Annotated in this window: 19 protein-coding genes; 14 read left to right on the top strand and 5 right to left on the bottom strand. The window is 54.7% G+C overall.

Features of this window, described 5'->3' with window-relative positions:
* Positions 1 to 104: 104 nt before the first annotated feature.
* Complete coding sequence (locus tag PHACT_RS02350; protein WP_070115735.1) at positions 105 to 629, top strand: DUF4329 domain-containing protein; 525 nt, start codon at positions 105 to 107, stop codon at positions 627 to 629.
* A gap of 74 nt (positions 630 to 703) precedes the next feature.
* On the opposite strand, the gene PHACT_RS02345 is transcribed toward PHACT_RS02350, so the two are convergent.
* From PHACT_RS02345 to PHACT_RS02335, 3 genes are read right to left on the bottom strand one after another with little or no spacing between them, the layout of a single operon-like run.
* Complete coding sequence (locus tag PHACT_RS02345) at positions 704 to 1438, bottom strand: 3-keto-disaccharide hydrolase (protein ID WP_083264278.1); 735 nt, start codon at positions 1436 to 1438, stop codon at positions 704 to 706.
* Between the two features lie 29 nt (positions 1439 to 1467).
* A complete protein-coding gene (locus tag PHACT_RS02340) occupies positions 1468 to 2535 on the bottom strand; it encodes a sugar phosphate isomerase/epimerase family protein (protein WP_317622238.1) in 1068 nt (355 codons plus the stop codon).
* Positions 2532 to 3692, bottom strand: a complete 1161-nt coding sequence (locus PHACT_RS02335) for a Gfo/Idh/MocA family protein (protein WP_070115734.1) — start codon at positions 3690 to 3692, stop codon at positions 2532 to 2534. Before PHACT_RS02335 ends, PHACT_RS02340 begins: the two co-directional genes overlap by 4 nt.
* A 162-nt stretch (positions 3693 to 3854) precedes the next feature.
* Here PHACT_RS02335 and PHACT_RS02330 point away from each other — a divergent pair, with 162 nt between their 5' ends.
* Together PHACT_RS02330 and PHACT_RS02325 are read left to right on the top strand one after the other, a co-directional pair.
* On the top strand, positions 3855 to 5144 hold the full coding sequence (locus PHACT_RS02330; RefSeq protein ID WP_070115733.1) for an MFS transporter: 1290 nt from the start codon (positions 3855 to 3857) through the stop codon (positions 5142 to 5144).
* On the top strand, positions 5119 to 6039 hold the full coding sequence (locus PHACT_RS02325) for a hydroxypyruvate isomerase family protein (protein ID WP_070115732.1): 921 nt from the start codon (positions 5119 to 5121) through the stop codon (positions 6037 to 6039). The genes PHACT_RS02330 and PHACT_RS02325 overlap by 26 nt, the downstream gene beginning before the upstream one ends.
* A gap of 30 nt (positions 6040 to 6069) precedes the next feature.
* On the opposite strand, the gene PHACT_RS02320 is transcribed toward PHACT_RS02325, so the two are convergent.
* Positions 6070 to 7074: a glucokinase gene (locus PHACT_RS02320; protein WP_083264277.1), complete on the bottom strand. Its 1005-nt coding sequence runs from the start codon at positions 7072 to 7074 to the stop codon at positions 6070 to 6072.
* 292 nt (positions 7075 to 7366) lie between these two features.
* On the opposite strand from PHACT_RS02320, the gene PHACT_RS02315 reads away from it, so the two are divergent.
* From PHACT_RS02315 to PHACT_RS02290, 6 genes are all read left to right on the top strand, one after another.
* The gene (locus PHACT_RS02315) at positions 7367 to 8389 is read left to right on the top strand and encodes a Glu/Leu/Phe/Val dehydrogenase family protein (protein WP_070118100.1); all 1023 of its coding nucleotides are present in this window, start codon (positions 7367 to 7369) and stop codon (positions 8387 to 8389) included.
* Between the two features lie 41 nt (positions 8390 to 8430).
* Entirely contained in the window at positions 8431 to 9534 is a 1104-nt protein-coding gene (gene pdhA / locus PHACT_RS02310) for a pyruvate dehydrogenase (acetyl-transferring) E1 component subunit alpha (protein ID WP_070115730.1), read from the top strand.
* A complete protein-coding gene (locus PHACT_RS02305; protein ID WP_083264567.1) occupies positions 9524 to 10588 on the top strand; it encodes an alpha-ketoacid dehydrogenase subunit beta in 1065 nt (354 codons plus the stop codon). The genes pdhA and PHACT_RS02305 overlap by 11 nt, the downstream gene beginning before the upstream one ends.
* Before the next feature lie 9 nt (positions 10589 to 10597).
* Positions 10598 to 11731, top strand: a complete 1134-nt coding sequence (locus PHACT_RS02300) for a dihydrolipoamide acetyltransferase family protein (protein ID WP_070115729.1) — start codon at positions 10598 to 10600, stop codon at positions 11729 to 11731.
* 79 nt (positions 11732 to 11810) lie between these two features.
* Positions 11811 to 12851 carry an endonuclease/exonuclease/phosphatase family protein gene (locus PHACT_RS02295; protein WP_070115728.1) on the top strand — a complete coding sequence of 347 codons (1041 nt, stop codon included), beginning with the start codon at positions 11811 to 11813 and terminating at the stop codon, positions 12849 to 12851.
* Positions 12852 to 12954: 103 nt separating this feature from the next.
* Positions 12955 to 14742, top strand: coding sequence for a thioredoxin domain-containing protein (locus PHACT_RS02290; protein WP_070115727.1), 1788 nt, complete (start codon positions 12955 to 12957; stop codon positions 14740 to 14742).
* Positions 14743 to 14765: 23 nt separating this feature from the next.
* On the opposite strand, the gene PHACT_RS02285 is transcribed toward PHACT_RS02290, so the two are convergent.
* Entirely contained in the window at positions 14766 to 15527 is a 762-nt protein-coding gene (locus tag PHACT_RS02285) for an SDR family oxidoreductase (RefSeq protein WP_070118098.1), read from the bottom strand.
* Between the two features lie 402 nt (positions 15528 to 15929).
* Between PHACT_RS02285 and PHACT_RS02280 the strand changes: the two genes are divergently transcribed.
* From PHACT_RS02280 to PHACT_RS02260, 5 genes are all read left to right on the top strand, one after another.
* A complete protein-coding gene (locus PHACT_RS02280) occupies positions 15930 to 16379 on the top strand; it encodes an Hsp20 family protein (RefSeq protein ID WP_070115726.1) in 450 nt (149 codons plus the stop codon).
* Positions 16380 to 16598: 219 nt separating this feature from the next.
* On the top strand, positions 16599 to 18263 hold the full coding sequence (locus tag PHACT_RS02275; RefSeq protein ID WP_139141407.1) for a hypothetical protein: 1665 nt from the start codon (positions 16599 to 16601) through the stop codon (positions 18261 to 18263).
* A 79-nt stretch (positions 18264 to 18342) separates the two neighbouring features.
* Positions 18343 to 19344 carry a zinc-binding alcohol dehydrogenase family protein gene (locus tag PHACT_RS02270; RefSeq protein ID WP_070115724.1) on the top strand — a complete coding sequence of 334 codons (1002 nt, stop codon included), beginning with the start codon at positions 18343 to 18345 and terminating at the stop codon, positions 19342 to 19344.
* Between the two features lie 43 nt (positions 19345 to 19387).
* Positions 19388 to 20344, top strand: a complete 957-nt coding sequence (locus PHACT_RS02265) for an NAD(P)H-dependent flavin oxidoreductase (RefSeq protein WP_070115723.1) — start codon at positions 19388 to 19390, stop codon at positions 20342 to 20344.
* A 21-nt stretch (positions 20345 to 20365) separates the two neighbouring features.
* On the top strand, positions 20366 to 21985 hold the full coding sequence (locus PHACT_RS02260) for an FMN-binding glutamate synthase family protein (protein ID WP_070115722.1): 1620 nt from the start codon (positions 20366 to 20368) through the stop codon (positions 21983 to 21985).
* Positions 21986 to 21988 lie beyond the last annotated feature (3 nt).

Raw genomic sequence — 21988 nt, 5'->3', positions numbered from 1 at the left:
TTTAGACACCCTGGCGACATTAAAATCGGATATCCCTCATGGTTTCCGCAGGCTTGGGACGTTGGAAAAGATGACACTGAGCTCTCCCAACAAGGAGAGAAACCATGCTGTCTTTATCTACGTTGATGATGTTAGCAGGCCTGCTGGTCATTCCCGGAGCCATGGCGGTGACGGAAAGTGGCGCTCTGATACAGGGTCCCAGGTATCATACAGAGCTGGCAGCAGTTCGGGCTGCCGTCAAGGTCTACAATCCGACTTCGGTGGCCAGGGACATTGAATTCATGGGTGGTATATATCTGCAGGAGATTAATGGGCAGCTGTTATACGGCTATACCGTGGGTGCTGGTGTGAGCGGGCAGGATCATGTCACTGTCTCGTTTCGATTGCCCGAGCATAGTCGCCTTGTGGCGTTCTGGCATACCCATGGCGCGCAGCACTGGACCCGTGATTATTTTTCCCGGACCGATACCGAGCTTGCCAATGAATGGGGCATTCCATTTTATCTGATGAATGCCGAGAATGAGTTGCGGGTCTATGAACCGGGCGACAGGGTTATTGGCAGAGTACAGGCGCGGCGCATGGGGCTGGGCGATCAGGGCGGTGTAGCGCGTGGCCAATTGTTGTCATGAGCAGCATTATCAGGAGGAGGGACATTGGTCCTCGGCCTTTGCTCGCCGCCGAACCTCGCCCTCCGCCTGCGTGCTTAAAGCTCTCGTATTCTGATATTGCGGTATTTAACGACGTCGCCGTGATCCTGCAGGCCAATGTGGCCCTGTTGCATGGCGCCAAATTCATTGTGGTCACTGAATTTGCTGTTGCGCAGCATGGCAAACCACTCTACGGTCCAGCGCTCGTAGCGCAGGACCCTTGTGCCATTGAGCCAATGCTCTACAAATGGACCGTCGGAGACAATGCGAACTTCATTCCATTCGCCAAAGGGGCGGGCGGTTTTAGGCTCGATGGGAAGCAGGTCATACAGTGAACCGGCCTGTCGGTTGCCATCAACACCCCGGAAGCTGTCCGGGTGGTTCTCGTCGTCGAGCACCTGCATTTCCAGCCCGGACCAGTAGATTGCCTGGTCGGGCTGCTCCAGTATGTGATAGAAAATACCGCTGTTGCCGCCTTCTTCTACCAGCCATTCAAGGCTAAGTTCGAAATCGCGGAAGCTGCGTTTGCTCATGATGTCGCCCGCGGCCTGGCCATCAGCGCGCGGCCGAAGCACCAATGCATCGTCTTCAATGACCCAGCCCTGATCGGGAAAATCAGGACTGTTGTAGCCACGCCATTCATCTAACGAGCTGCCATCAAACAGGGTAATCCACGGAGCTGAACGGGTATCGTGATCGTCAGCATGGCTGGTATCAGGGCCGGTCTGACGCAAGGGCTGGCTCAATGCGAACACCAGCAGGGCGAGTGCAAACGGCGTGGCGATTTTCATGATGGTGTCCTTTAATTATTGTTGTGGCATCAGGGTTTGAGTCCCAAAATTTTTCGATTCAATTCAGCATCCGCTGTTTGTCCGGCAAAATCATCAAACGCCTTGTCGGTGACCGTGATCATGTGGTCGCGGATAAACGGAGCGCCTTCAACAGCCCCCTGTTCAGGATGTTTGATACAACATTCCCATTCCAGTACAGCCCAGCCGTCAAAGCCATACTGGCTGAGCCTGCTGAAGATGCCGGCAAAATCAATCTGGCCATCACCCAGCGAGCGGAATCGGCCGGGCCGGTCTATCCAGTCCTGGTAACCGCCGTAAATACCGCTGCGCCCTGACGGATTAAATTCCGCGTCCTTGACGTGAAACATACCAATTTTGTCGTGGTAAATATCAATGAATTGCAGGTAGTCCATCTGCTGCAGTACAAAATGACTGGGGTCAAACAGAATCCGGGCGCGGGAGTGGTCACCGGTGGCTGCCAGGAAGCGTTCATAGGACACACCGTCATGCAGGTCTTCACCGGCATGAATTTCGTAACAGACATCAACTCCGTGGCTGTCGAACACGTCGAGTATCGGCAGCCAGCGTCTTGCCAGCTCGGCAAAACCCTGCTCAATCAGACCGGCGGGACGCTGTGGCCAGGGGTAAACGGTATGCCACATCAACGCGCCGGGAAAGCTGGCATGCACATCAATGCCGAGGTGGCGACTGGCCTGCGCTGCCATCTTTAATTGATTCACCGCCCACTCCGTGCGGGCACCCGGGTTGCCACGCAGGTGTTCGGGGGCAAAGCCGTCGAACATGTCATTATAGGCTGGGTGCACAGCGACCAACTGGCCCTGCAGATGTGTACTGAGCTCGGTAATTTCCAGTCCATGCTCGGCTATTTTACCTTGATATTCTTCCGCATAGGTTTTGCTGTCGGCCAGCTTTTCAAGGTCAATCAGGCGTTTGTCCCAGGTTGGAATCTGGATGCCTTTATAGCCCAGTGCGGATGCCCACTCGCAGATGTTGTCGATATTGTTGAAGGGCGCACTGTCATCGGCGAACTGGGCCAGAAAAATGCCTGGGCCTTTGATTGATTTCAGGTTGCTCATGGTTTGATGGTCGTCCATTTTTGGGTGGATTTTGCTGAGCGTTGCATGGCTTCAATAAACGCCATGCCACGTAGACCTTCGTCAATTGATGGGTAGTCGAAACCGCTCTCAAACAGGTCGGCAGGTGTGAGTGAGGCCCCGCTTGTGTGTAGCCTGCGTGCAAAGCTGCCATAGATATTGGCAAATGCTTCAATAAAACCCTCCGGGTGGCCCGGAGGCAAACGGCTGTTATTGGCGGCCGCCTGCGACAGGTAGGCGTCACCGCGACGGTAGAGCTGCGCCGGCTGTTCGTGCAGATTGACCCGCAATGATTCGGCGTCACGATGTGACCATTGCAGTCCGCCAAGCTCGCCATAAACGCGTATACAGACGTTATTCTCCTCTCCGGTTGCGACCTGAGTGGCGATCAATGTGCCCGAGGCGCCATCGCTGAAGCGCAGCAGGGCGGCGGCATCATCATCTACCTGCCGACCATTCACCACGGAATTCAGGTCGGCACACAATTCCGTGATCAACTGACCACTGACATACTCCGCCAGATGCGCGGCGTGTGTACCAATGTCGCCGATGGCACCGGCGCCGGCGCGCCCCGGGTCCGTGCGCCACGATGCCTGCCGGTTGCCGCTGTCTTCCAATGCCTGGCTCAGCCAGCCTTGCGGGTACTCCACCAACACCTTGCGGATGGGGCCCAGTTTGCCGGCGTGCACCAACTGCCTTGCTTCCTTGATCATGGGGTAGCCAGCGTAGGTGTGGGTGAGAGCCAATTGACACCCTGTGCTGTGTATGACCTGCTGAATCTGCCTGGCCTCATCAAGCGATATTGCCAGGGGTTTGTCGACAATGACATGAAAGCCATGGCGCATGGCTTCAATGGCCGGTGCGGCATGCAGATGGTTGGGTGTCACGATGGCGACGGCCTGCATGCGTTGATCGGGCGGAAGCGCCGCCTCACTGCTGAACATGTCTGCGTAGGAGGCATACACTCGTTTTGCGGGCAGGCCGAGCGATGCACCCGATTCGGCGCTGATTGTCGGGTCGCTGCTGAAAGCGCCGCAAGTCAGCTGGAAGTGGCCGTCCAGCATCGCCGCTCTGCGATGCACAGCACCGATAAAAGAGCCGTGACCGCCGCCTATCATGCCGAGTTTCAGTTGCTTCATATTCTACTGGCCGGGCAATGTTGTTAGTTGTTTATGAGCACATATGCTGATGAGATCCGCTGGCAAAAAAATTACGGATTCTTGCCAGCATTTCTTGTTAACATCAGAGTCTAGAACGAATGTAGTCGGCAAACAATAACAAGCAGACCGGGAAGCTACTTTATGGGTTCAGATCGTCACATCATCACTCGCCTCAGCATCATGATGTTCCTGCAGTTCTTTGTCTGGGGAGCTTTTTTTGTCACCCTGGGCAGTTATCTGTTGTCTGTGTTTCAAGGTGAGACCGGCATCAACAGTATTATAGGTCAGGCTTATGCCACTCATAACTGGGCTGCATTACTGGCGCCGTTGTTTGTCGGGTTGCTGGCCGATCGTTATTTTAATGCTGAGCGTCTGAATGCGTTCTGTCAATTCGCCGGTGCGGCACTGCTCTGGTACGCGTCGACAGTCACTGATCCGGGCACATTCATCTGGGTCATGTTTGCTTATTTTATGCTCTACATGCCGACGTTGGCGTTAGCCAATGCGATCGCATTCTCCAATATTGACAGTCCGGACCGACAGTTTCCCGCGATTCGGGTCTGGGGCACCATTGGCTGGATCGTCTCAGGCTTTGTGGTCGCACAGACAGTGCTGGGCTGGGTGGACATACCTTTCCTGCAGATAATCACCGGTGTGGAAAACGCGCAGGCATCCAATGTGCCACTCAGAATGGCCGCCGTAATCTCATTGCTCTACGGTCTTTACTGCCTGACCCTGCCGGCGACACCGCCACAGGCCAGAGGAGAGCGATTCAGTTTCAGTAAAAGCCTTGGGCTGGACGCAATCAAACTGATGGCGGAGCGAAACTTTTTTATCTTTGCGCTCAGCAGTTTTCTGATCAGTATCCCGCTGTCGTTTTATTATGCCCGCACCAATGACTTTGTTGCCGCCATGGCGTTTGGTGATCAGTCTGCTTCGTTCATGGCCATCGGTCAGATGAGCGAAGTCCTGTTCATGCTGTTAGTGCCATTCTTTTTGATTCGGTTTGGCATTAAGTGGATGCTGGTGGTGGCCATGGGTGCCTGGGCCTTACGTTATCTGGTGTTTGCCAGCTTCCCTGAATCTGCTGCGTTTCTGATATTCGGTATTGCCTTGCATGGTATCTGCTACGATTTCTTTTTTGTCACCGGTCAACTCTATGTCGACCGCAAGGCACCGGCCCCCATTCGTGCGAGTGCACAGGGGCTGTTTGCGCTGCTGACCTACGGTGCGGGTATGCTGGTAGGCAACTATATGCTGGGCTGGTGGGGAGACCGGATTTCGCTTGACGGTTCGACCATGATCGGTTGGCAACAGAGTGCGTTTGCTTTCTGGGTCATGCCGTCATTACTGGCGCTGGCGATATTGCTGTTCTTTGTATTTACATTCAAAAGTGAGAAGAACCATGACTCAGTCTCTCAATCGGCGTGAACTGTTAAAGCGGGCAGCACTGAGTTCGATGGCTCTGGCGGCAGGCGGCGCTTCGGCCCGGGTTGCGGGGCATGGTTTGGAGCAGGGGACGGTGCCTTTTGTTGGCAGAGGCAATATAAAACACTCCGTCGCCCAGTGGACGTATGACTTTCTGTCGTTGCCAGAGCTGTGTCAGGTGGTTAACGAGATCGGTTTTTCGGCCATTGATCTGGTAGGTCCGGAACAATGGCAAGTTTTAAAAGATCATGGCATTGATTGCTCAATGTGTAATGGCGCCGAAATCAGTCTGACTGAGGGATGGAATCGACCCGAATTACATGGCAACCTGATCCAGCGATATCGAACTCACATTGAACTGATGGCACAGGCTGGGTATCGCAATCTGATCTGTTTCAGTGGCAACCGTGACGGTATGGATGACGAAACTGGTTTGCAGAATTGTGCCGATGGCCTGCAACAGATCATGGCCTTGGCCGAACGGCACAATATTGTCATACAGATGGAGTTGTTCAACAGCAAGATAGATCACCCCGACTATATGTGTGACAGCTCGCAGTGGGGTATTGCCTTGTGTGACCGTATCGGGTCACCCAATTTCAGACTGCTGTATGATATCTATCACATGCAGGTGCAGGAAGGTGATGTGATTCGTACCATCCGGGATCATCATCAATGGTTTGGGCATTATCACACGGCGGGGGTGCCCGGGCGGAATGAAATAGATGACAGCCAGGAGCTTAATTATCCGGCCATCATGAAAGCGATACTGGCCACCGAATTTGAAGGTTACGTAGCACAGGAATTTATTCCCAGACGTGATGGCAACGGCAATGTTCGTAGCAACGAGCAACGCGTTGCGTCCCTGGCCGAAGCGGTGACGATTTGTGATGTCTGACTGTTGTTAGTTTCGCCAACACCAGGGTGGTTATCGCTGGCTGAAAACGGCGCAGCCCCTGAGGCCGGGATCAGTCATTGTCATTATTGCAATTGGCACGCGCCGGCACCAGTCGCTAAAACTTCCCTTGTCGGTAAAAGCCGCCAGGAACAGCTCCGCATTAAATAATTCATCCAGTTTCTGTAGCATGGCGCCGGTCAGGAAAAACCCACCCAGACTGCCCATGCTCAGCGCAATGTCGCCACAGACCGCACCCAGCATACGGGAAAATTCATCCAGACTCTGCCGGGCCAGCTCATCACCGTGCCGGGCTGCCATTGCAATGTCGGCTGCCACCAGGTCTTCGGCTGGTTTGCCGGTATTCAACATGACAATTGCTGAATAGATATTACTCAATCCGGGTCCTGACAACAGGTAATCGACCGTGACACGCGGGTAGCTGTCCCAAAGATGTACAACCATGGCGAGTTGACGGGGAGTCAGAGGGGCAAAGGCGCATTGGCCGGGTTCGGATTCCAGTACTTCACCGTTCAGGGTCATGGTGGCGGCACCAAAACCGGTGCCGGGGCCAGCGATACTGCGGTTGCCCCGGGTCCAGACCAGATCGTGCGGACTGTATTGCTGCAACCATTTTACATCTGAAGCGGAGAGTGAGGGCAGGCACCAGGCCTGTGCCGTAAAATCATTGATGGCAGTCACGGGCATGCCTAAAGTCTGGGCCAGGGCCTGCTGGCTGAATTGCCATTGGTTATTGGTCAGTTTTATCTCATCCTGATCGGTCGCGGCCGCGACTGCCAGAAATATGCCTCGCGGTTGCGCTGCCTGTTGAGGGTCCAGTGTCTGCAGGTAAGTCGAGATTGCCTCGCTGATGTCAGCATAGTCGCGGCAGGAAAGTGAAACCACATGAGAGAGTGCCTGATCAGGGCCGCTCAGCGCGAAGCGGGCGTTGGTGCCCCCGATATCAGCGACCAATACCGTGGCTGCGGAGGACCTGGCGTTTGATTCTAACGTGGCCGATATATTTTTTGCCTGCATTGTGCTGCTGTCCTTCCTTGCTATTGTCCGTACTGGCTATTGTCTTTACAGGCTTTTGTCCGTCCTGCTACTGCTGACCTTTTTAGCGGTCCAGCAAAAACCTGTCAAGCGTGTTGACAGTAGACAGGTGGCTCAGGGCAATATATGCTCAGGTTTTAAATCATCCGGCCAACATATCACCACCCCCGATATGCATGGCTTGTGCAAACGACCTACAAAGTCTGACAGCACCCAGGAGACAGTCATGAACAAGAGTGAACCTGCGCACGCGTCCGCGTCCGCATCCGACGCCATATTCGACAGAATCGAACGTGCTGATCTGAACGAATTGCATTTCCGCCACGACGAAGCCTCCGGCCTGCGCGCCATCATCGCGATCCACAACACCCGGCTCGGACCCGCTCTGGGAGGTTGTCGTTTCATTGCCTACCAGAGTGATGACGACGCCATTGATGACGTTATCCGCCTTGCCCGGGGTATGAGCTACAAAGCCGCGATTGCCAACGTGCCACAGGGTGGCGGTAAAGCAGTGATCCTCAAACCCATGCAGGCGTTTGATCGGCAGGAACTGTTTCAGGCTTTTGGCAGCTTCATCCACGACCTGGGTGGGCGCTATATCACGGCCGTAGACAGTGGCAGTCTGATTACCGACATGGATGAAGTCGCCAGAAATACACCTTACGTCTCAGGTACCTCAAAAGACGGCCTGGATCCGTCCCCGGTGACCGCACTCGGTGTTTACGCAGGTATTGTCGCCGCGGTGAAGCACCAGCTGCAACGGGATTCCGTCAATGGCCTGCGCATCGCCATACAGGGCGTGGGCAATGTCGGATATGCACTGGCAGCCTTGCTGCACCGCGATGGCGCTCGCCTGATTGTCAGTGATGCAGATGCCCGGCGTGTGCAACGCTGTATTGATGAATTTGCTGCGGACACAGTGGCTGTCGATGAGATTTATGATGTCGACTGTGATCTGTTTGCGCCTTGCGGCCTGGGCGGTGTCATTAATGCCGACACTATTCCTCGGTTGCGTTGCAACATTGTCGCCGGCGCGGCCAACAATCAGCTCAGTGACGATGTTCAGGGAGAGGTGCTGCATAACAAAGGCATCCTGTACGCACCGGACTATGTCATCAACGCAGGTGGTCTCATTCAGGTGTCACTCGGATACCTGAAAAAACCGGCCAGCGAAATCAATCAGCGTACACTCGCTCTGGGTAGCACGCTGTCAGATCTGTTCGCACGCAGTCACGCTGACAACAGTCCTCCAGAACAGATTGCCAATCGGGTGGCTGAAGCCTTGCTGTTTGACTAGTTTGAGCAAATTCCTGTTATCTGACTGAAGGAGGGCGGCGCATGTTCGATGTTCTGGATCAGACGCCAGGCAAACTCGGATTTATCGATGCTCACGGTAAGCTGGTTAACGAGTTGCCTGACGGTGTCAGTATCGACTGGCTACAGCAAAGTTATCAGCACATGGTGCGTATCCGGCAGCTGGACAAGAAGGCTGTTGCGCTGCAGCGTACAGGCCAGATGCACACCTATCCATCCTGTCTGGGCCAGGAGGCGATCGGCACCGGTATTGGCATGGCCATGCAGGATGCTGATGTGCTGGTGCCGTATTACCGTGATCAGGCAACGCAGGTACTGCGTGGCGTAAGCATGCAGCAGATTCTGCAGGTCTGGGGCGGAGACGAGCGTGGCAACCTGTTTGAAGGCGCCGCCGTTAAAGATTTCCCCAACTGTGTGCCAATTGGCACACAAATGAGTCATGCCGCAGGTATTGCCGCTGCCATGAAAAGCCGTGGTGTAAAGCAGGCCGTTGTTGCCAACTGTGGCGACGGTGCCACCTCGCGCGGTGATGTGTACGAGGCGCTCAATCTCGTGGGTGTGTGGCAACTGCCCATGGTTGCCGTCATCAATAATAATCAATGGGCCATCTCAGTGCCGCGTGGTCTGCAAACTGCCACCGCAACGCTGGCGGAGAAGGCGCTGGCCGTCGGCATTGACAGTATCCAGATTGATGGCAACGATGTGGTTGCGGTGTTTCAGGCTGTGCGTAATGCTCTGACCAGGGCGCGAAGCGGCAAAGGGGGCACGTTGATCGAGGCAGTCAGTTACCGTTTAAGCGATCACACCACGGCAGATGATGCGACCCGGTACCGTGAGGCCAGCGAAGTCAGTCAGGCCTGGGAATACGATCCGGTGAAGCGTCTGCAGACCTATCTGCATGAACTCGGGCAGTGGACACCAGCGCAGGAGCAGTCCTTGCTCGCGGAGGTCAAACAGAGCATCGACAAGGCGGTAGCAGACTACCTGAATACCGCACCCCAGGCGGCCGATGATTTTATGGCTTATGTCTTTGCCGCCATGCCCCAGCCGTTGCAGGCACAGCGTGAACGTTTGCTGGCCAGGCTGGAGCGTGACAATGCAGCGGGAGGCAATTGTGATGACAGCTAACACTGCCAGCAAGAACAAAGAAAAGGCGGTCGGAAAATCCCGGGCCACCAATGCAAGACCTGGCGCCGACAATGTGCATGGCGTGACACTCGTCGAAGCGATAAACCTCGCCCTGCGACGCGCACTTAGCGATGACCCAGACGTTGTTGTGCTGGGGGAAGACATTGGCATCAATGGCGGTGTGTTCAGAGCGACCCTGGGCCTGCGCGAGGCATTCGGCTACAAACGGGTAATTGATACACCACTGGCGGAAGCATTGATCGCCGGCATATCGGTAGGCATGGCCAGCCAGGGCATGCGACCGGTAGCTGAAATCCAGTTTATGGGTTTTATTAACGCCACGGTGGAGCAGATGCTGTGTCACGCAGGGCGTTTACGCAATCGTACGCGCGGCCGACTCAGCTGTCCGATGGTGTTACGTGCACCCTTTGGCGGTGGCATTCATGCGCCGGAACATCATTCCGAAAGCACGGAAGCCATGTTCGCACACATGCCGGGTTTACGTGTGGTGATCCCGTCATCGCCAACCCGAGCCTATGGCCTGTTGTTATCCGCCATCCGCAATCCCGATCCTGTTGTTTTTCTGGAGCCCAAACGGATCTATCGCATGGTTCGCCAGCAGGTTGTTGATGACGGTCAGGGCCTGCCCCTGGACACCTGCTTCACATTACGGGAAGGCACTGACCTGACGCTTGTGTCGTGGGGTGCCATGGTCCATGAAACTCTGCTGGCGGCGAAGCAACTGGAAGAAATCGGCGTGGCTGCGGAAGTGATTGATGTGGCTACGATAAGTCCATTGGACATGGACACTATTCGACGTTCGGTGGAAAAAACCGGGCGCTGTGTTGTGATTCAGGAAGCACCGCGCAGTTTCGGTGTGGGTTCGGAGATCAGCGCACGTATTGCCGAGGAGGCGTTGTTGTATTTGCGTGCACCCGTTCAGCGGGTCGCCGGTTACGATACTCCGATGCCCTATCCCGGTAACGAGTCCCTGTATATGCCTTCGGTTGCTGATATTGTCGACGCCGCCACGGCAACACTGGAAAACGCATAAGGAGCTGGCATGAGGTATTTTAAGCTGCCCGATTTGGGTGAGGGATTGCAGGAAGCCGAAATTGTCGAGTGGCATATCAAGGCTGGCGATACAGTCAGCGAAGATCAGGTCATTGTCTCTGTGGAAACAGCCAAGGCGATTGTTGATGTGCCGTCGCCCTGCGCGGGCAAAGTATTGACGCTGTTTGGCGCCGCCGGCGATCAGGTACACGTGGGTGAACCGTTGCTGGAATATGCCGATGCAAAGAATGATGACAGCGGCACTGTGGTTGGCAAAGTCAAAACCGGCAGTGCCGAAATAGAGACCGACGATTTTATCATTGGCAGCCCTGAGCCAGCGTCGACGGCCGCCGCGGATAGTCGCAACAGTGACAGGGTGCTGGCCACGCCGCTGATCAAGGCACTGGCCAAGCGCCTCAATGTTGATCTGACCCAGGTTGCCGGATCGGGCTCGCATGGCCTGATAACCACGGATGATGTGGAAAAGGCGGCGCAGGTGCGTGATGATTTTGGCAGTGCCACGACGCTGAGCGGTGTACGCCGGGTAATGGCAAAAAACATGGCCAGAGCACATGCAGAAGTTGTCGGCGTAACCCTTTACGATGACGTTGATATTCATGCCTGGAAGAAACAGGAAGACCCGACCATGCGTCTGGTGCGCGCGATCGGGCTCGCCTGTAAAGATGCACCGCAATTTAACGCTTGGTTTGACGGCAGCAATCTGTCATTGCGCCTGATTGATCGGGTCGACCTGGGTATTGCTGTGGATACGCCCGACGGGCTGTTTGTGCCTGTGTTAAGAGACATTGCGGGTCGAAAGACAACGGATTTGCGCAAAGGACTCAATAATCTACGCGATGCCGTCAAGTCGCGCAAAATCCCGCCACAGGAAATGACGGGGGCCACCATTACATTATCCAATTTCGGGACGATTGCTGGACGCTATGCCAATCCGGTGATCGTGCCACCGACAGTGGCAATTCTGGGCGCAGGGAAGATGCGCGACGAAGTAGTGGCAGTAGACGGAGTACCTGCTGTCCATCGTGTGTTGCCACTATCGTTGACCTTTGATCACAGGGCGGCCAGCGGGGGTGAAGCGGCCAGGTTTCTTGCGCTCGTCATGCAGGATCTGGCGAAAGCCTGATTGTATTTTGGGGTGGCGTCGACAGGCCATTCTGGGCTAGTGTGGCGGCTTCAACTTTAACGGGAGTGACGCTGGCCCCATGATCACAGTTCTTTGGTGGATAAATATTCTGCTGTTAGTTGTCTGCCTGCTGCCGCTGTGGCGTAACGAACACTGGCTGGTGCGGTCACTGGACTTTCCCCGTCTACAGTTCTCAGTGCTGCTGCTGATTGCGATTGTGGCTGATCTGTTGCTCTTTGACTGGCAGGCCTGGCAGAGCTGGGTGATGATATCGGCGCTGGTGTTCTGTCTCGGTTTCCAGATGTGGTGGATACTGCCCTACGGCCCCTGGCATAAAACCGAGGTTGCTAATGCCAGGACACCGGATGCGGATAATACCCTCAGCCTGGTCACAGCCAATGTATTGACGCCCAATCGCAACGCGGATGCCTTGCTGACACTGGTTCGCCAGAGTCAACCTGACATTCTGGTAACGCTGGAGTCCGATGACTGGTGGCAGCAGCGACTTGATGTTCTGGAGTCGGACTATCCTTACACCGTCAAATGTCCGCTGGACAACCTCTACGGCATGCATGTGTATTCGCGGCTGCCGCTACTGAATGCCCGCACCGAGTACCTTGTGGAAAAAGACGTACCTTCCATCCATACGGAGATTGAACTTCGTTCCGGGCGGCGGGTATTTGCGCATTTCCTGCATCCGGCGCCGCCCAGTCCCACGGAAAATGCGACCTCCGGCCCACGTGATAAAGAGCTGGTGCTGGTGGCCCGGCAGGTGCAGGCAGCAGAGGGGCCGAGACTGGTCACTGGCGACCTGAATGACGTTGCCTGGTCGGAAACGACCCGGCTTTTTCGCAAATTAAGCGGACTGCTTGATCCCCGGATCGGTCGTGGGATGTTTAACAGCTTTCACGCCAAATTCTGGTTCTGCCGCTGGCCGCTGGATCATCTTTTCATCAGCCATCATTTTACCTTGTCCCGGATGCGGCGACTGACAGCCTTTGGTTCGGATCACTTTGCCATTTTTGCGGAGATAGTGATCGAAGCCGGTAACGGACAGAAAGGCAATGGTCCAGAGGCAGATAGTGACGATCGCGCGATGGCACGGGATAAAATTTCATAATCCGTTAATAAATTGTCAGGATCCGGCAGTATCCGCTGCAACAGCGTGATTAAATTGAGGGTAATGTAAGCTACAAAACAACGTATCAACGAAGAAAGAGACAATGCGAGAAACGACAAAACAGATCAAACAAGAGAGAAACAAAGCGAGCGTCATTGACAGCGGCTTTGTGCGTCGCTGGCAAATTCTGATTCTGGCGTTGACTGGCCTGTTTGCGGGCAATGTTACCGCCAGCGGTGACTTCGCCCTGCTGGATCACAACGGTCAATTTCATCAGCTTAGCCGGTACGCCGAACAGGATGCGGCCGTGATTCTGGTGGTGTCAGATCAGGACCAGACATCGCGGCGCGCGCTTGCGTCTCTGCAGCAGATTCGTCAACGTTTGCAGACGGACTCATCTGCCAATGATATTGTGTATTTTCTGTTGTACGCCGAAGCCAATCCTGATCGGCGCCTGGTTCAGTCCATGGTGGCAGTTCAGGAAACCGATGTCCCAGTGTTGCTTGATGATGCGCAGATTGTGCTGGCGACGCTGGAAGCGCAACAACTGGGTGATGTTTTTGTTCTCGACCCGGGCTCGCAGGAGGTTGTATATCGAGGTGGACTCGGTGCGCCTGATGATTCCGGCGACAGCCAGACTGATGCGTTGACGCAGGCGCTGACAGGCACATTGGGCGGTTCCTCTGATGTTGAGGAGTCAGCTCGGGCCACTGGGCCGGATATCAACTATGTTTATCAGCAACAATTGCGTGAGCGCACGGTTTCCTATCAGAGTGAAATTGCCCCCATACTGCAGCGTCGGTGTGCCCACTGCCATGTTGAAGAAGGCCTGGCCCCCTGGGCAATGAATCGTCACCTGATGATATTGGGCTGGAGTCCGATGATACGTGAAGTAGTGATGACCCGTCGCATGCCACCGGGTCAGATTGATGGCTATGTCGGTGACTGGCAACAGACTCATGAGCTGCCGGCGCAGGAACTGGCCACGTTGATCCACTGGATTGATCAGGGTGCACCTCAGGATGGCGATGTCGACCCGCTGAGCGAAGCGAAGCCTGAGACAGAGGCCTGGCCGCTTGGTGAACCCGATCTGGTTGTGGATGTACCGGCCCAGTCTTTACCGGCAACAGGCATTGTTGATTTTTTGCTGGAAAGCGCTGATCTGTCGCTGTCCGAGGATAAATGGCTGCGTGCGGTCGCCTATGATGTCGGCGATAAAAGTGTGCTGCACAGCCTGATGATTTATGCCCGCAACGAAGGTGCGCCGGTGATGTCGGAGACCGATCTGATCGACCCCGAGGTGTCTGACTATGTCAGTATATTTGTGCCCGGCGAACGCGCTGACGAGTTTCCGGCAAACTCGGCTTACCAGTTGCAGGCGGACCGTGACCTGGCTTTCAAGATTCGTTATCTGACCTCAGGCCGGGAGACGGTAGACCGTACCCGTATCGGTCTCTATTTTCAGGATGAAGCGCCGGATATGGTTGTTGAGACTCTGGAAATCGCCAACAAGAACATCAGTATTCCCGCCGGTGCCGCAGAACACCGGGAGACTGCACTTAGTGAGCCGCTGGCGAGCGATATGTATCTCAGCAGTCTGTCACCCCATGCGCACGGCCGTGCCAAAAGTATGCAGCTGACGGCAGTGCTTCCCGATGGCGAACGAGAATTGATTGCCAATGTCGCAAACTATAATTTCAACTGGCAATTGACCTATCGTCTGCAACAACCCTTACTGCTGCCGGCCGGTACCCGTCTGGAAGCGGTGACCGTGTACGACAATTCACTGGCCAATCCCTACAATGCTGATCCCGATGTCTCGGTGCAGTGGGGTGTAAGTGACCAGGATGAAATGTTCAATCACTATGTGCGATTTCTGCGTGCTCGCTGAGCAGTGGTCCTTTAGGTCAGGATCTAGGCCATGTCACGGTCAACTTTTAATGGGCCCCATGCCTGACACAGCGGCATGACTTCCATGGCATTGATATTGACGTGGGGCGGAACACTGCACACCCAGTGAATGATGTCAGCAATATCCCGTGCGGTCAGGGGTTGTGTGCCGTCGTAGACATTGTCCGCCTTGTTCTGGTCCTGTTTGAATCTTACCAGCGAAAACTCCGTTTCTGCCATTCCGGGCTCGATATTGCTGACCTTGATTTGTTTGCCCAGTAAGTCTGCTCTTAACTCACGACTGAATTGCTGTACAAACGCTTTGGTCGCGCCATACACATTGCCCCCAGGATAGGGCCAGCTGCCGGCGGTGGAGCCGACATTGATTATATGGCCACGGTTTCTGGCGACCATGCCTGGCAGCAACAGTCGTGTCATGTGTACCAGTGCCGTAATGTTGGTGTTGATCATGGTTGCCCAGTCCTGCATGTCCGCTTCATGCGCTGCCGACAACCCCAGAGCCAGTCCGGCATTGTTGATCAGAATGTCAGGGTTCTGGCACCAGTCAGGTAATGTCTGCAGTGCTGCTTCAAGTGCAGCCGCGTCAGTCAGGTCGATGCTCAGTGACTGCACGCGACACTGTGCAGTCAGTTCGCCGGCAAGCGACTGCAGACGCTCATTGCGGCGTGCCAGTAAAACCAGATTGTCACCCGATTCAGCAAATTTTTTCGCGCAGGCTTCGCCAAAACCGGACGAGGCGCCGGTAATCAAAACAGTTCGGGTCATGTGCTTTCCTCTACCAGTGATCAGGAACAGACTATCGGTCATGTGTGATTGCTGTGCAAGCATGGTAAGGAAAAATATTCCTGTAGCAGGAAAAATCCGGAGGCATTGACGGCACGCAAGCGGCAATGCCTCCGGGAACCAGACCAGCAGGAAGCAGTTGCAGGTCTGGCCGCCCGACATCCCTGGCAGGCTTGAGGCGACATCCGTGCGCCCACTGTGTTTATAGATCACACGCTCGATGCCTGCCAGTTTTTTTCTGCATGGGTCTTGAAAACCAGAATAGTGACCCTATTAATGAAGTAAGGCAGACGCTCATGATGAGGTCGGCCGGAGTTGCTCGATCCAGTGGATGGGCACAGTAAATTAACGTAAATATTTATATTGCTTGATGAGGATATGTTGATGAGAAATTTTGATTTTGCACCTTTGTACCGTTCAACTGTTGGTTTTGAACACTTGAGTCAGTTGCTGGATTCCATTGCGCAACGAGACCAGAATCAGCCCAGTTATCCACCCTATAATATCGAACGGCTGGACAAGGACGATTACCGAATTACCATGGCAGTTGCCGGATTTAATGAGGATGAACTGAGCATCCAGTCCGAGCAGCAGACATTAAAAGTGCGCGGCGATAAAGCGGCGGACAGTACCGAGCGACAGTACCTGCATCAAGGTATTGCAGCCAGAAATTTTGAACGTACTTTCCAGCTTGCGGAGCATGTGAAAGTCGTCAATGCGAATCTGGAAAACGGGTTGCTGCACATTGAGTTGCACCGTGAGGTTCCCGAGACCATGAAGCCCCGGCAGATCCCGATTGGGCGCTCAGCTGACACCCTGATTGAAGGCCAATGAGGCCAGTCAGCACGTAACTCCGTGAAAGAAGGTCTATTCCAAGGCAGCCTGCGGGCTGCCTTTTTTTTGCCTGCTTTGTTGTCTCGTGATAATGGGTCATCAGCGCCGCCTATATAATGGGGCAGGGCTGCGACAATACGCCGCAGCTTAAGAGCGCACAGTAACGGCGGCATGCGTTAAACTGGTCGCTGAATTTAATCATTTATGAAAGTGAGCATTATGGTTCAACGTTGCAATCGCCAATCACTGTTCGCCCGCCAGGCAATGGCGGCTATAACGTGGCTACTTTTGACCGGTATCGGCACGGTTAGTGCGGATACCGCTGATGCTGTCGATTGTAGTGATTCAGAGTCAATCTCGGTTCATTGTGGTCAGGCGCCCAGCGCGGTTTATGACGCGACAGGCAGGTTATGGGTGGTATTTGCGCAGAACCAGCATGCTTATGTCGCTAATTCCAGTGACCATGGGGCCACTTTTTCCTCGCCTGTGCGCGTGAACGCCAGCGCGGAGAATATCGAAGTCAATGGTGAGAACCGCCCCAAGGTGCTTACTGACGACGCCGGTGAGGTCATCTATGTATCCTGGACTCAGAAAACCGAGGGTCAACACACCGGCGACATTCGTTTTTCCCGATCAATCAACAGTGGTGCCAGCTTTGCACCGGTGCGGACAGTCAATGATGACGGTCTGTTGACCAGTCACCGCTTTGACAGTCTGTTCCTGACTGAGTCGGGCCATCTGTACCTGACCTGGCTGGACAAGCGTGAGCTTGAGTATGCAGCACAGCGTGGAGACGATTATACCGGCAGTGGCGTGTTTTACACGGTGTCGGATGATCAGGGCGAAAGCTTCGCTGCCAACCGTAAAATTGCCGACCACAGCTGTGAATGCTGTCGTATTGCTGTGGCGCCTCACGGCGAGGACGGCATGGCGCTGATGTGGCGTCATGTATTTGATGGCACCACGCGTGACCATGCCATTGCAGCCATCGGCCCAGATGGCGTGCGCGCACCGTTCGGTCGCGCGACTGTGGATGAATGGCAGATTGATGCCTGCCCGCATCATGGGCCCGATATGACCCTGGGTGCTGACACAGATGGTGAGGCAACTTACCACATGACCTGGTTTAGCGCCGGGGACCTCCACAAAGGCATTTACTACGGGCGTCATGACCTGGCGTCGGGAAAGACCCGCCTGGTAACGCAGATCGACGGCAATGCCGGTGCCAGCCATCCGCAGGTTGCGGAACGTCAAGGCGTACAGCATCTGGTGTGGAAGCGCTTTGATGGGTCGCAGACCCAGGTGTTGTGGATTTTCTCGCAGGACGAGGGTTCGAGCTGGAGCGAGCCTCAGGTTCTGGCCAGCACAGACAATGCCTCTGATCATCCGCTGCTGCTAGAAGGACCGGATCAGTTGCGACTGAGCTGGCACACCCGAAACGACGGCTATCAGGTAATTGCATTGCCCGAGCCAGGCCTGGACATTAAGGCTTTCACAGCCGACAGCTTCGCGCAGATCAAGCGCGAACGGGCAGGGCAGCCGTTTGTATTGGCCCTGTGGTCGGTTGACTGCCCGCCCTGCATGGTCGAGCTCGATCTGCTGGGCCGCCTGCGCCAGGAAGACCCTGATCTGCCGCTGGTGCTGGTTTCCACCGACGCCATGGACCTGAAGGCGGATGCAGAGGATTTTCTCAGGGATTATGGGCTGGATGACATGACGTCATGGATGTTTGCTGATGACTATGCGGCGCCTCTGCGCTTCAGTATTGATCCGCAGTGGTATGGCGAGTTACCGCGCAGCTATTACTTCGATGCGCAGCATCAGTCTGAAGCGCACAGTGGCATCATGACGGAAGCGCAGTTGCGAAGCTGGCTGGCTCTCTGATTTTAAAAGACTCTTTGACGTAGCCTGCCTGTTTGTACTTTAATCATGGCCTGATCTAAAGCACAAACAGGATAGCCTTATGAAAGCTGTAGGATACACAGACGGACCCCTTATCGATTTCGATACCTCTGAGCCCGCGCCCGGGCCCCGCGATCTGCTGGTTGCCGTCAATGCCATCGCAGTGAACCCGGTAGATACCAAGATTCGTGGACGTGTCAAACCTGAGGACGGAACCCCCAAGATTCTGGGCTGGGATGCCGTCGGTCGTGTCAGCGCGGTCGGTGCCGAGGTTAAGTCATTCAAGGTTGGCGATAGAGTCTGGTACGCCGGTGACGTCAGTCGTCAGGGCTGCAATGCCCAGTATCAGTGTGTTGATGAACGCATTGCAGCATTGGCGCCAACGTCGTTAAGTGATTCTGAGGCCGCTGCCTTGCCGCTGACCACCATTACCGCATGGGAAATGCTGTTCGATCGCCTACAGATACCAGGCGGCGAGGACGGTGCCGGACGGGTATTGCTGATTGTTGGGGCCAGTGGCGGCGTAGGTTCCATGCTGGTGCAGCTTGCACGACAATTAACCCGTGCCACGGTTATTGCCACGGCATCCAGGCCGGAGAGCAAAGCCTGGGTAGAGCGCCTGGGAGCCCATCACGTTCTTGATCACAGCCAGTCGCTACAGAAGCAACTGGCGGCCACTGGCCTGGCTGACATCACGGATGCAGCCTGCGTGAACCGTACCGGCGAACATTATCCCGATATTGTTGCCATGATGCGCCCGCAAGGTCGGCTGTGTCTGATTGATGATCCTGTTGAGCCGCTGGATATCAAGTTGATGAAGCAGAAAAGCCTGTCTCTGCACTGGGAATTCATGTTTACCCGACCGCTGTTCACCACGTCAGATATGAAAGCCCAGCATGCGCTGTTATCCGATGTCGCCGGTCTGATTGATAAAGGGTCTCTGCAAACCACGCTGGGTGAACATTTTGGCGTAATCAATGCTGCCAATCTTGAACGTGCCCATGACGCCATGAAAACCGAACACACCCTTGGAAAGGTTGTCCTTGAAGGTTTCGAGCTCTGACAACTACGCCACCGCCAACCCAACTAATGATTTCGGAGTCTTAATGTCTCGATTGCCACCCGTACTTGAAAATCTGTCTTTTCCCGTGATTGGATCGCCGCTGTTTATTATCAGTAACCCGAAACTGCTCATTGCTCAATGTATTGCCGGTGTGGTTGGCTCGATGCCAGCGTTGAACGCCCGGCCGGCTGAACAGCTGGAGGACTGGCTGGCGGAAATCACTGAAACCCTGGCTGCGTATAACGAAGCCAATCCAGACAAACCAGCAGCCCCGTTTGCCATCAATCAGATTGTACACCGCAGTAATGACCGCCTTGATCACGATATGGCCTTATGTGAAAAATACAAAGTGCCCATTGTCATCACCAGTCTGGGGGCGCGTGAAGACGTCAATAAAGCGGTGCAGGCCTGGGGCGGCATCGTACTGCATGATGTGATTAACAATGTGTTTGCCCGCAAAGCCATCGAAAAGGGTGCTGATGGCTTGATCTGTGTCGCCGCCGGTGCAGGTGGCCATGCCAGCGTCAAAAGTCCGTTTGCCATGGTGCAGGAGATACGGGAATGGTTTGATGGGCCGTTGCTGCTGGCCGGCTCGATTGCAACCGGTCATGCCATTCTGGCGGCGCAGGCGATGGGAGCAGATTTCGCCTATATCGGCTCACCTTTTATTGCTACCGATGAAGCGCGTGCCGTTGATGACTACAAGAAAATGATTGTGGAAAGTAATTCAGATGACATCGTCTACAGCAATTTCTACACCGGCGTGCATGGCAATTACCTGAAAGAGAGTATCCGCAATGCCGGCATGGACCCGGACAATCTGCCTGAATCTGACCCCAGCAAAATGAATTTTGGCGGTGGTGATGAGAAACGTGCATGGCGTGATATCTGGGGCTGCGGTCAGGGTATTGGATCGATTCGCGAAGTTGTGCCCACCGCCACTCTGGTGGCGCGTCTGCAGCGTGAATACGCGGAAGCCAAAAATCGCCTTTGCCAGTAAACAACTGCCTGGAGCAGCCTGATGACAGTTGTTGTGCGGTTCTTTTGGCTATTTGTGCTGATCATGCTGCCGCTGAGCTTTTTTCTGTTGTACTCGGCGGCGGACGGTTCAGTTTCGCCGTGGGTACTGTTGCAGCAACCATGGCAGTTGTTATTGTTCCTGCTTGTCGTTGTGTTTACAGCAACCGGTCTCTACGATCTGTTTTTTGCCGACAGCAACCTGCGCAAGAACTACCCGGTGTTCGCCAATATCCGCTTTATGCTGGAGGCCATTCGTCCTGAGATCCGGCAATACTTTATTGCCGACAACCTGGAAGAGGCCCCCTTCAATCGAGAGACCCGCGACCTGATCTATCGGCGCGGCAAACAGCTGGACGATACCATTCCGTTTGGTACAGAGCGTGATATTCTGGCCGAAGGTTATCTCTGTATTTTTCACTCAATCAATGCCAGGCACATTGATCCTGAGCGAGCGCGTGTGGTAATCGGTGGTCCCGCCTGCCGCCAACCGTATAATTCAGCATTGCTTAATATCTCCGGTATGAGTTTTGGTGCGCTCAGCAACAATGCCATCAGTGCGCTCAACAAGGGTGCCAGGCTGGGTGGCTTTTCACATAATACCGGGGAGGGCGGGATCAGCCCTTACCATCTGCAGCACGGTGGCGACCTGGTCTGGCAGATTGGTACCGGTTATTTTGGTTGTCGCCAAGCCGATGGTCTCTTTAGTGACGATGCATTTCGCGCTGCCGCAGCCAACGATGTGGTCAAGATGATTGAGATCAAGTTGTCACAGGGTGCCAAACCATCACACGGCGGGGTGTTGCCCGGAGCCAAGGTAAGTGCGGAAATTGCTGCCATCAGGCTAGTTGAGATCGGGGTGACGGTGTATTCGCCGGCATCACATCCAGAGTTTGATACGCCCCGTGGTCTGCTTGAGTTCGTTCAGCGGCTGCGCGATCTGAGCGAAGGCAAACCGATTGGTTTTAAACTGTGCATCGGCAAAAAATCCGAATTTATGGCCATCGTTAAAGCCATGGTGGAAACAGGAATATTGCCTGATTTTATTACCATCGACGGTGCTGAAGGTGGAACTGGAGCAGCGCCCGTCGAGTTCTCCAACCGCCTGGGTATGCCTGTGCTGGAAGCCATCTATTTTGTTGAACAGGTGTTGAAAGGAGCTGGACTGCGTCAGGATATCAAGCTGATCGCAGCGGGCAAGAATGCCAGCGGCTTTGATATGTTGGCCAAAATTGCGCTGGGAGCTGATGTGATCAACTCGGCGCGGGCCATGATGCTGGCATTGGGTTGTATACAGTCCAAATCATGTAATACCAACAAATGTCCTACCGGTGTTGCCACCCAGGATGCATCAAGGGCCAAGGCAGTCAATGTAGAACTAAGGGCTGTGCGGGTGAGAAATTACCAGGCTGGCACGGTCTCGGCCTTTCTGGAATTGTGCGGTGCGCTGGGTTATGAATATCCGGGGCAATTGAAACCTTCTGACCTGCACCAGCGCACTGACAGGGGTCTGCGTCACTTTGATCAGATATATACGCCCTTATCGCATGAACAACTGATTGTCGGCAGGGTCCCTGAAGCATACGAAGAAGACTGGCATAAGGCGCGGGCGGACAGGTTTTAGGCC

It is taken from the genome of Pseudohongiella acticola, from assembly GCF_001758195.1.
Taxonomy (GTDB): domain Bacteria; phylum Pseudomonadota; class Gammaproteobacteria; order Pseudomonadales; family Pseudohongiellaceae; genus Pseudohongiella; species Pseudohongiella acticola.
This window is presented reverse-complemented; position numbering and strand designations above follow the sequence as displayed.

Excerpts from the sequence above, each read along its gene's own strand:
- PHACT_RS02350 (WP_070115735.1), top strand. The coding sequence starts at position 105 with ATGCTGTCTTTATCTACGTTGATGATGTTAGCAGGCCTGCTGGTCATT.
- PHACT_RS02345 (WP_083264278.1), bottom strand. The coding sequence starts at position 1,438 with ATGAAAATCGCCACGCCGTTTGCACTCGCCCTGCTGGTGTTCGCATTG.
- PHACT_RS02340 (WP_317622238.1), bottom strand. The coding sequence starts at position 2,535 with ATGAGCAACCTGAAATCAATCAAAGGCCCAGGCATTTTTCTGGCCCAG.
- PHACT_RS02335 (WP_070115734.1), bottom strand. The coding sequence starts at position 3,692 with ATGAAGCAACTGAAACTCGGCATGATAGGCGGCGGTCACGGCTCTTTT.
- PHACT_RS02330 (WP_070115733.1), top strand. The coding sequence starts at position 3,855 with ATGGGTTCAGATCGTCACATCATCACTCGCCTCAGCATCATGATGTTC.
- PHACT_RS02325 (WP_070115732.1), top strand. The coding sequence starts at position 5,119 with ATGACTCAGTCTCTCAATCGGCGTGAACTGTTAAAGCGGGCAGCACTG.
- PHACT_RS02320 (WP_083264277.1), bottom strand. The coding sequence starts at position 7,074 with ATGCAGGCAAAAAATATATCGGCCACGTTAGAATCAAACGCCAGGTCC.
- pdhA (WP_070115730.1), top strand. The coding sequence starts at position 8,431 with ATGTTCGATGTTCTGGATCAGACGCCAGGCAAACTCGGATTTATCGAT.
- PHACT_RS02305 (WP_083264567.1), top strand. The coding sequence starts at position 9,524 with ATGACAGCTAACACTGCCAGCAAGAACAAAGAAAAGGCGGTCGGAAAA.
- PHACT_RS02300 (WP_070115729.1), top strand. The coding sequence starts at position 10,598 with ATGAGGTATTTTAAGCTGCCCGATTTGGGTGAGGGATTGCAGGAAGCC.
- PHACT_RS02295 (WP_070115728.1), top strand. The coding sequence starts at position 11,811 with ATGATCACAGTTCTTTGGTGGATAAATATTCTGCTGTTAGTTGTCTGC.
- PHACT_RS02290 (WP_070115727.1), top strand. The coding sequence starts at position 12,955 with ATGCGAGAAACGACAAAACAGATCAAACAAGAGAGAAACAAAGCGAGC.
- PHACT_RS02285 (WP_070118098.1), bottom strand. The coding sequence starts at position 15,527 with ATGACCCGAACTGTTTTGATTACCGGCGCCTCGTCCGGTTTTGGCGAA.
- PHACT_RS02280 (WP_070115726.1), top strand. The coding sequence starts at position 15,930 with ATGAGAAATTTTGATTTTGCACCTTTGTACCGTTCAACTGTTGGTTTT.
- PHACT_RS02275 (WP_139141407.1), top strand. The coding sequence starts at position 16,599 with ATGGTTCAACGTTGCAATCGCCAATCACTGTTCGCCCGCCAGGCAATG.
- PHACT_RS02270 (WP_070115724.1), top strand. The coding sequence starts at position 18,343 with ATGAAAGCTGTAGGATACACAGACGGACCCCTTATCGATTTCGATACC.
- PHACT_RS02265 (WP_070115723.1), top strand. The coding sequence starts at position 19,388 with ATGTCTCGATTGCCACCCGTACTTGAAAATCTGTCTTTTCCCGTGATT.
- PHACT_RS02260 (WP_070115722.1), top strand. The coding sequence starts at position 20,366 with ATGACAGTTGTTGTGCGGTTCTTTTGGCTATTTGTGCTGATCATGCTG.